The sequence below is a fragment of the Streptomyces sp. NPDC042638 genome (assembly GCF_040647235.1).
Lineage (GTDB): Bacteria > Actinomycetota > Actinomycetes > Streptomycetales > Streptomycetaceae > Streptomyces > Streptomyces rameus.
The window spans coordinates 42,309-48,956 of record NZ_JBEZBT010000021.1 but is presented as its reverse complement, the minus strand read 5'-3'; the positions used below and the strand labels follow the sequence as shown (position 1 = coordinate 48,956).

3 protein-coding genes are annotated in these 6,648 nt (G+C 74.6%); 2 read left to right on the top strand and 1 reads right to left on the bottom strand.

Annotated elements, in window-relative coordinates:
* Positions 1-9: 9 nt before the first annotated feature.
* Positions 10-2,175 (bottom strand): RecQ family ATP-dependent DNA helicase, encoded by a 2,166-nt coding sequence (locus AB0B40_RS18930; RefSeq protein ID WP_345052245.1) that lies wholly within the window; start codon positions 2,173-2,175, stop codon positions 10-12.
* Between the two features lie 142 nt (positions 2,176-2,317).
* On the opposite strand from AB0B40_RS18930, the gene AB0B40_RS18925 reads away from it, so the two are divergent.
* On the top strand, positions 2,318-3,865 hold the full coding sequence (locus AB0B40_RS18925; RefSeq protein WP_362264586.1) for a DUF4192 family protein: 1,548 nt from the start codon (positions 2,318-2,320) through the stop codon (positions 3,863-3,865).
* A gap of 524 nt (positions 3,866-4,389) precedes the next feature.
* Positions 4,390-6,585, top strand: coding sequence for a glycogen debranching N-terminal domain-containing protein (locus AB0B40_RS18920; RefSeq protein WP_362264584.1), 2,196 nt, complete (start codon positions 4,390-4,392; stop codon positions 6,583-6,585).
* Positions 6,586-6,648 lie beyond the last annotated feature (63 nt).

Here is a 6,648-nt window from a genome sequence, read left to right as displayed (position 1 = left end):
ACGCGTCGCTCATCCCTGGACGGCGAGGACCAGGGGCAGTACGCCGCGCGCGCCGGACTTGCGGAGCAGCCGCGCCGCGATCGCCAGGGTCCAGCCCGTCTCCGTGAAGTCGTCGACCAGGAGTACCGGACCCTGGGCCGCGCCGAGTGCCGATGCCAGGGCGGGCGGCACCGTCAAAGCGCCGTCGAGGGCCTTCAGCCGCTGAGCGCTGTTGCTGCGCGGCAATCGGGGCATCTCCCCGGCGTACTCCACCGATCCGAGCAGGGGCAGCCTGCCGATCTCGGCGATCCGCGCGCCCAAGGAGCCGATCAACAGGGGCCGGCTGCGCGAGGCCACGGTGACCACTCCCACCGGCCGGGCCGGGGCATCGGGCGCACCGGAGGCCCAGCCGCCGGGACCCCGGGCCCAGTCGGCCAGGACCTCGACCACGGCACGCGCCACGTCGTCGGGCACGGCGGCGTCCGGCGTCCGGGGCGCGAGCAGCGGGCGCAGCCGGTTGCCCCAGCCGATGTCCGACAGACGCCCCAGAGCCCGTCCGGACGAGGCCTGTTCCCCGGCCGGAATGCGTCCCTTGAGATCGATGCCGATGGCCGGGAGCCCGGTCGGCCACATGCGGCGGGGCTCCACTTCCACCCCGGCCCGGCCCAGATCGCTCCGCGCGGCGTCCAGGGCCGCAGTGGACAGGTCGTAGGTGAAGCGCGGTTCCGCGCAGTTGTCGCAGCGGCCACAGGGCTTGGCGCCCTCGTCGTCCAATTGGCGCTGCAGGAACTCCATCCGGCACTCGGTGGTGGCGGCGTACTCGCGCATCGCCTGCTGCTCGGCCGCGCGCTGCCGGGCCACCCACGCGTAGCGCTCGGCGTCGTACGACCACGGCTGTCCGGTGGCGGTCCAGCCGCCCTTGACCCGGCGCACCGCTCCGTCCACGTCGAGGACCTTGAGCATGGTCTCCAGGCGTGAGCGGCGCAGTTCGACCAGCGGTTCCAGCGCGGGCAGTGACAGGGGTCCGTCCGCCCGTGCGAGGACATCGAGGGTGCGCCGGACCAGGTCCTCGGAGGGGAAGGCCAGCGACGCGAAGTACTCCCAGATCGCCTCGTCCTCCTTGCCGGGCAGCAGAAGCACCTCGGCGTGTGCGACGCCGCGGCCGGCCCTGCCGACCTGCTGGTAGTAGGCGATGGGGGAGGACGGTGAGCCGAGATGGACCACGAAGCCGAGATCCGGCTTGTCGAAGCCCATGCCGAGCGCGGAGGTGGCGACCAGGGCCTTGACCCGGTTGGCGAGCAGGTCGTCCTCCGCCTGCTGCCGTTCGGAGTTCTCCGTCTTGCCCGTGTACGAGGCGACGGTGTGCCCGCGCTGCCGCAGGAAGGCGGTGACCTCCTCGGCGGCGGCGACAGTGAGTGTGTAGATGATGCCGGAGCCCGGCAGGTCGTCGAGATGGTCGGCGAGCCATGCCATCCGGTGCGCGGCGTCCGGGAGCCGCAGCACGCCGAGGCTCAAGCTCTCCCGGTCCAGCGGCCCGCGCAGCACCAGCGCGTCGGACGCGCCGCCCGTGCCGAGCTGCTCGGCGACGTCGGCGGTCACCCGCGCGTTGGCCGTGGCGGTGGTGGCCAGCACGGGGACGCCGGGCGGGAGGTCGCCGAGCATGGTGCGCAGCCGGCGGTAGTCGGGGCGGAAGTCGTGACCCCAGTCGGAGATGCAGTGGGCCTCGTCCACGACCAGCAGACCGGTGGCCGCGGACAGCTTGGGCAGGACCTGGTCACGGAAGTCGGGGTTGTTCAGCCGCTCCGGCGAGACGAGCAGCACGTCCACGTCGCCCGCCGCGATCTCGGCCTGGACCGACTCCCACTCCTCGGTGTTGGCGGAGTTGATGGTCCGGGCGTGGATACCGGCCCGGGCCGCGGCCTCCACCTGGTTGCGCATGAGCGCGAGCAGCGGCGACACGATCACGGTGGGCCCGCTTCCCCCGGCCCGCAGCAGAGAGGTCGCCACGAAGTACACCGCGGACTTGCCCCAGCCCGTGCGCTGCACCACCAGGGCCCGGCGCCGGTCGGCGACCAGTGCCTCGATCGCCCGCCACTGGTCCTCGCGCAGGCGGGCGGCGCCCGAGGCGTCCCCGACGAGCCGGGCGAGGACGGTGTCGGCCTGTGCCCGGAGATCCGCGTTGCTCGTGTGCTCCATGCGTTCCATACAACAGGACGGGACCGACAACCGGGCGGGCCGGGCCGAGTCTGTGGACAGCCGGGGGCGGCCTTGTCGTGTCCCTGATTCGACTTATCCACAGGCTCAAGCGGAATCTCAAGATCCGCGAGATCGTCGGCGCATGACGAACCACAGCGAAACCACCGGACCCTTCGAGGACAACGAAATCCCGGGCCAGGAGCCGCCGTACGGAACGGCCGAGCACAACGCCCAGGTCACTCTGCGCACCCCGGCCGAACTGGCCGACGCCCTGCCCTACCTGCTCGGCTACCGCCCGGAGGACAGCATGGTGCTCGTCGCCCTGCACGACCGCGGAGGCCGCGGCAGGTTCGGCGGCCGGGCCCGCCTGGGCATCCCCGCGAACGAGGAGGACTGGGAGGCGGCCGCCCGGCAGCTGGCCCGCGGCCTGGTGACCGGCAGCGAGCGGCGCGGCACCCGGCCCGAGCGGATGGTGGCCTACGTCTGTCAGGAGCCGGGTGCCGGGGAGTCCGGCCGGGACGTCAAACGGCGGCTGGAGAGGCTCGCCCACCTGATGCGCACCGAGTGCGGCAGCCTCGACGTGCCCGTCATCGAGGCCCTGTGCATCTCGGACGGCCGATTCTGGTCGTACTGCTGCCCGGCGGGGGACTGCTGCCCCGAGGACGGCTCGCCGATGGGCCTGCCCGGCACCTCCGTGCTCGCCGCGGCGGCCACCTACGCCGGTATCCAGGTGCGCGGCACGCTCAGGGAGCTGCGCGCGAGGCTGCAGCCCTGGGAGTCCGCCGCGGCGCTGGAACAGGAGATCGCCCTGGACGCGGCCGGTATGAGCTTGGTGCCCCGCATCCTGGACGACACGAGCCGCGAGGAGGTGGCGAAGGAGACCCTCGGTCTCGCCGAGCTGATCATCGGCCGCTTCGCCGCGGCGGCGCCGATCTCCGGCACGCATCCGGCGGACGTGCGTGACGACGGGCTGCTGGGCACCGATGAGGCTGCAACCCTGATTCTCGGGCTCCAGGACCGCACGACCCGGGACAGGGCCGCCGCCTGGATGGAGGGGGAGGATGCGGGCCCGGCGCTCCGGCTCTGGCGTGCCCTGGCCCGCCGCTGCGTCGGGCCCTACGGCGAGCACGCCGCCGCACCGCTGACCCTCGCGGGCTGGGTCGCCTGGTCAACGGGTGACGAACTGGAGGCTCGCGAGGCACTGGCCATGGCCTTGGGCGCCGACCCCGACTACCTCTTCGCCCGTCTGCTGCACCAGGCGTGCAACGAGGGACTCGACCCCGAAGCCGTCCGCCGTTGCCTGCGCGCCGAGAGGGCGCCACGCCCGCCCGCGCAGACCATGGAGCATCCGGACGAGGCGGCGCGGCCCGCTCTCGCCGAGCCCCCGCAGCCCCCTGCCTCGGCGCTCGAGACCTCGGCGGAAGACCACAGCCCCGGCTCCCGGGCGAGCGGGCGGCGCCGTCGCCGTACGCGCTGGGCGGACGGCGACGGCGGCCGCCACTCAGCCCGGGCGAAGGCAAGCCGCCGGAGGCCGGCCGACTCCCGCCCCCTCCCGACACCCGCCGAAGCCGCCCGCCCCGGCACCCTCGGCCCGGCCGACACGCACACACGTGCGGCGGGCAACGGCGACGCCACAACCAGCGGCGCCTCGTCGGACCGCGGGCGCCGGCGGTCCGAGGGGGACGGATGAGCACCGACCTGTCCCACCCCGGACAGTCAGGGGTGCTCCTGCGAACCCGCCTCGGCACCAGCCCGCGAGTCAGCCACGCTGTTCCATGGCGCCGCCTCCTCGCTGCCCTCGCCACGACTTCTCGGGTCCCGACCGGTGGCGTGCGGGGCATCCTCCGCATCCTCCGCCCCCTTCGGGCGGCTCCACGGCCGTTCCCGCGGGGCCCCGCACGGCCCCGGGGCGAACGCCCTGCGACGTGCCGAGGCCCACTGGTACGAGAACCCGCCCGCCACAGGAGCGCCCCTCCACAACAGCGCCGACGGCGGCTGGCGGAAAGTGCTCCGGCGGACACCCACGCCGGCCGGCCACGCCGTCATTCGGTCGGCTTCCTCAGTACGAGCCGTGACCCGGGCGAGTTCCCTTCCGTTCACCTGAGTGGCGGAACGCCTGGAGGGGCCCTGCCGCCGTACCGCCCCTGCCCTCTGGCGCGACCCGCCGGCCGCGCAGCACGTACGAGCCGCACCGAGCACAGAAGAAGCCGCCCCATGCATCAGCAGCCGACTCCGCCTTCCGCCCCCGGCGGCCGTCCGCCCCGGGGCCCGCACGCGCCGTTCGCTACGGACGTCGCCGGCCTCCGCATGCCGGAAGCCTCCAGCCCGCCACCTCCGCCGTCCGCGAACCCACCTCCTCAGCCCCCCGCCACGGGCAGCGGCCAGGCTTCCACCACCTCCCCGCCGCCCCGACAGCCTGCCGTGGCCCCGCCCCCACGCACACCCCCGGACAGCCGACCGGCGACCGAGCTGCCGTCCACACACACGGCACTGATCTGCGTCGCCCTGCCGGGGCTCGCCATCTCCGGCGAGCGGGGACAGCTGGCCGGGTGCGGACTGGACGGGTTCTACCGAGGTGGCAGGCGGCTGCTCTCCCGGTGCCAGGTCCGTGTGGCAGGACGTGAACCTCTGCCGGTGCAGGCCAGGATGACCGGAGCCGACAGCGCCCGTTTCGTGGGCACGCTGCGGGCTTCCCGGGCAGCCGGGCCCGACCCTGATGTCGTCGTCGAGCGCACACGCCATGCCGACGGAACCGAACGGGTGACGCTCCGCAATGCCGCCCCGCGTCCGCTGCGCCTGCCCGTCGAGGTCGCCCTCGGCACCGACCTGGCGCAACTAGGCGTCATCGCCGCCGGTGCGTCCGGTCCCGAACTCCCGGCCAGCGTCCACGACTCCGGTCTGCGCTGGGCCACCGCCGACGCCGCCGTCTGCGTGACGGCCGAACCGCCCCCCTCCGACGCCCTGGCGTCCGCCGGACTGCTGCGCTGGGAACTGGAACTGCCACCGGGCGGGAAGGCCACCGTGGAACTGCGGGTGCGGCTCGAAGGGGCAGGCCCACTTCGGCCCGCGGGACACGCCGCCACCAGCCCCTTGGCTCCCGCGCGGGCGGAGGGTGACGACCCCCGCCCGGCCCCGCTGCTGCACTCGGCCGTCGCGGACCTTCGGGCACTGCTCCTGCGGGACCCCGCGCACCCTACCGACACCTACCTCGCGGCGGGCGCCCCCTGGCGCTGCGCGATGGCCCCGGCCGAGGCCCTCGCCGCCGCCCGGATGGCGCTGCCCCTGGGTACCCGCCTCGCCGCAGGCACCCTGCGCGCCCTGGCCCGTATCCAGCTCCGGGGGCCAGGGCCCCGGGCCGGCCTGATTCCCGGCCCACGACGCGACGCCGGCCCCCACCTACCGCCGAGCTGCACGGGAACGGAGGCGACACTGCTCTTCCCCGCCCTGCTCGCCGAAGCCCGCCGCTGGGGGCTGCCCGACCAGGAGACGGAGGATCTGCTGCCCGCAGCCGAGCGATGCCTCACCTGGCTGCGTACCACCGTCGGCGACGGCACCTACCTGTCCGACCCCCGCCCCGGCGGCCCGGCCCGCTGCGAGACCCAGGCGCACGCGCATCGCGCCGCCCTGCTCGGCGCCGATCTCCTCGATGCCTATGACAGACCGGGTGCCACGGAGTTACGCCAGTGGGCCCAGACCCTCAGGACGGCCTTCCAGGCCGGCTTCTGGGTCGAGGACCGCGGCGGTGGCCGCCCGGCCGCGGCCCTGACACCGGACGGCCGGCCCGTGCCCCACCTGACCGCCACCGCCGTCCACCTCCTCGACACGGGTCTGCTCGGTGCCGGCCGGCTTGCCCCGGGCCTGCTCGACAAGGTGCACACCGAACACCTCGCCCGGCTGCTCGGCACCCCCGCCATGGACGCGGGCTGGGGGCTGCGGGGCCTCGGCGCCAAGGAGGCGGGACACAATCCCTTCGGCCACTGGACCGGGGCCGTGCGAGTGCAGGAGACCGCCCTCGCAGTCGCCGGACTGGCGGTCGCCGGCTACGAGAGAGAGGGAACCGGCCTGCTGAAAGGGCTGCTGGAAGCGGCGGAACACTTCGGTCACCGGCTGCCGGAGATGTTCGCGGGTGAACAGCGCTCCGCCGGCGCCGCACCCCTTCCGCACCCCGCCGCCTGCCGCCCGGCGGCCACCGCGGCGGCCTCCGTGATCCTTCTGCTCACGGCTCTCGCCGGTATCCGCCCCGACGCCCCGGCCCGCACGGTGACCCTGCGTCCCGTGCGGAGCGCCCCGCTCGGGGAACTCCGCCTCAGCGGGCTGCGCGTCGCGGGCGCCCCCTTCGCCGTGCGCGTCAGCCGACTGGGACTCGCGATGGTCGAGGAGGCGGCGGACGACCTGCAACTGGGCGCGTGAAGCCCCCGTCGCGGAAGGCGACCTAGCACGACGCGACCGGATCGACGGACACGCGAGAGGGCC